The sequence below is a fragment of the Sphaerospermopsis reniformis genome, assembly GCF_005402885.1.
GTDB lineage: Bacteria > Cyanobacteriota > Cyanobacteriia > Cyanobacteriales > Nostocaceae > Sphaerospermopsis > Sphaerospermopsis kisseleviana.
Window position 1 is genome coordinate 1 of the sequence record NZ_BJCE01000408.1, and the last position, 2679, is coordinate 2679.

Here is a 2679-nt window from a genome sequence, read left to right on the forward strand (position 1 = left end):
AAAAGGTAGTCCACCAACATGAAATGATGTACCAGAGGAATTTCAAGCGGAAATAGCAGCTTTAGATAAATTAGATGATAATACTCTCTGGCAAATTTTCCAATGTCTACTTATATTCCTGAAAGTTTAAAAAAACAAATCATATTATGATTATAAATAGCTAGACCAGTGAGTAAATTTATGTCAGTTATAGCAGCTAAAACTTACGTAGAGTATCGGAACGATGGATATTGGGTGGAAGGAACACGGATTTCTCTAGATTCGATTGTCTATGCTTTCCGAAAAGGCTTATCACCTGAAAGTATCGTTCAATCTTTTCCTCTGCTAACGCTAGAACAGGTTTATGGAGGAATCACGTTTTATCTAGCTAACCGCGCTGAGATTGATACTTACTTGGCAGATGAGGAAGCGGCTTTTGATGCTATGCCTCAACCATTACAAACCAGTGATCCTATTTTATATGACAAACTCAAGGCAGCGAAAACAGCAAGAGAGCAGGTGAAATTGTGAATATTGGCTATCAAGCTGATGCTGATTTAAATCAGTCTATTGTAACGGGAGTTCTGCGACGAGAACCCAGCATTGATTTTCAAACTGCCTTTGTTGCTGGCTTAGAAGGTGTAAAAGATTCAGAAGTATTGGAAATGGCTGCACAGCAGGGGCGTATCCTTGTCAGCCATGATCGTAAAACAATGCCATCAGAGTTTGCACAGTTTATTACCAAGAAGCAAAGTACAGGCGTTATCATTGTTTCTCGTAAGTTACCGCTTGAAGTCATTATTGAGGAACTATTGCTAATTTGGGCAGTATCCAGTGCAGAAGAGTGGCTTAATCGGATTGCAAAACTACCCCTTTGAGGTAAGCTAAAAATGCTCATATAGCCTGGTTTTCAACAATTTTCAAATATATTTAACTAAACCAAGTAATTACAAAAAACAACTATGACACAACAACCCATACAAGTAATAGGCGGTGGACTTGCAGGAACAGAAGCAGCATGGCAAATAGCACAAGCGGGAGTTCCTGTCATCCTTCATGAAATGCGCCCCAAACGCTTCAGTCCTGCCCATCATACCGAAAATTTAGCCGAGTTGGTATGTAGTAACTCCTTCGGTGCAATGGCAAGCGATCGCGCAGCAGGTTTATTACACGAAGAACTCCGTCAACTCGGTTCTATTATCATCTCTAAAGCTGATGAACACGCTGTTCCTGCTGGTGGTGCTTTAGCAGTTGATAGGGGAGTATTTGGAGAAGACTTAACCCAAACTTTAGCAAATCATCCTTTAATTGATTTCCGCAGAGGTGAAGTTAAAGAAATTCCTGAAGGTATTGTAGTATTAGCTTCTGGACCTTTAACCAGCCCCGATTTATCCGCAGATTTACAGCGTTTTACGGGGATGGAATATCTTAATTTCTTTGATGCTGCCAGTCCAATTGTTTTAGGTGATTCTATTAATAAAGAGATCGCTTTTATGGCTTCCCGGTATGACAAAGGTGAAGCAGCTTATCTTAATTGTCCCATGAATAAAGAGCAGTATTTACAATTTTGGGAAGAACTACGTCAAGCAGAACAAACAGAATTAAAGGACTTTGAAAGAGAAACAGCGAAATTTTTTGAAGCTTGTTTACCAATAGAAGAAATGGCACAAAGAGGGGAAGATACTATGCGATATGGTCCCCTTAAACCAGTGGGTTTAACTGATAGTAGAACCGGAGATCGTAACTATGCGGTGGTGCAGTTGCGTCAAGAAGATAAAGCCGGTCAACTGTGGAATATGGTGGGTTTTCAAACTAACTTACGTTGGGGTGAACAAAAACGAGTTTTTAGAATGATTCCCGGTTTAGAAAATGCCGAGTTTGTCAGATTGGGAGTTATGCACCGCAACACTTTTCTAAATGCACCCCAATTAATGTTACCCACTTTGCAATTTAAAGCACGTCATACTTTATTAGCAGCAGGACAATTAATAGGAACAGAAGGTTATACTGCTGCATCTGCTGGTGGTTGGTTAGCGGGAACAAATGCAGCGAGAATAGCTTTAGGAAAAGAACCTTTAATATTACCAAATACTACCATGATGGGGTCTTTGTTTGAGTTTATCAGTTCTGCTGCACCTAAGCATTTTCAACCCATGCCACCTAATTTTGGTATTGTACCAGATTTGGGTGTGAAAATAAAAAGTAAACCCGAAAAATATGGACGTTATCGAGATAGATCCTTAGCAGATTTAGCAAGTTGGAAAACTGCAAACTTAGGATAAATTAAGATCCTCGATTTTTTTTGATATTGTCAATTAATGATATATTAATCATAGAAGTCGGGGAACTAAGTTGATTATTTAAATCTATACTTGTAATAATCAGGATATTGGAAATGAGAAAAGGTAAGTTAACAACTTGGAAATTGCTATCGGATATTTAGCTTACAATCTGAATAAGTTAAAGAAGTATAAGCACTTCCAATTATTATAATTATAAAATTAGATGGACAGTATCTAGCTATCGTGTTATTGATTGAATAGGAACACAATAATAGTCAAGCAACAATATAAGACTCCTATTTGATTATTGAAAAAAACTCCGTACACCAAAATTCTCTAAAAGCCTTTTGCATGAGTGCCTGGTTGGTGAGCGAAGTCGAACTATTGCCTCTTGCCTGCCTACACAGATAAATTCAGA

3 protein-coding genes are annotated in these 2679 nt (G+C 38.3%); all 3 read left to right on the forward strand.

Annotated elements, in window-relative coordinates; genetic code table 11:
• Positions 1-180 precede the first annotated feature (180 nt).
• The 3 genes from FFR48_RS27035 to trmFO all read left to right on the forward strand — a co-directional run bounded on the left by FFR48_RS27035 (position 181) and on the right by trmFO (position 2261).
• Positions 181-510 carry a DUF433 domain-containing protein gene (locus tag FFR48_RS27035; RefSeq protein WP_137669481.1) on the forward strand — a complete coding sequence of 110 codons (330 nt, stop codon included), beginning with the start codon at positions 181-183 and terminating at the stop codon, positions 508-510.
• On the forward strand, positions 507-857 hold the full coding sequence (locus FFR48_RS27040; RefSeq protein WP_236104208.1) for a DUF5615 family PIN-like protein: 351 nt from the start codon (positions 507-509) through the stop codon (positions 855-857). Before FFR48_RS27035 ends, FFR48_RS27040 begins: the two co-directional genes overlap by 4 nt.
• An 84-nt stretch (positions 858-941) precedes the next feature.
• Positions 942-2261: an FADH(2)-oxidizing methylenetetrahydrofolate--tRNA-(uracil(54)-C(5))-methyltransferase TrmFO gene (trmFO, locus tag FFR48_RS27045; RefSeq protein WP_137669483.1), complete on the forward strand. Its 1320-nt coding sequence runs from the start codon at positions 942-944 to the stop codon at positions 2259-2261.
• The last annotated feature ends 418 nt before the right edge of the window (positions 2262-2679 follow it).

Excerpts from the sequence above, each read along its gene's own strand:
- FFR48_RS27035 (WP_137669481.1), top strand. The coding sequence starts at position 181 with ATGTCAGTTATAGCAGCTAAAACTTACGTAGAGTATCGGAACGATGGA.
- trmFO (WP_137669483.1), top strand. The coding sequence starts at position 942 with ATGACACAACAACCCATACAAGTAATAGGCGGTGGACTTGCAGGAACA.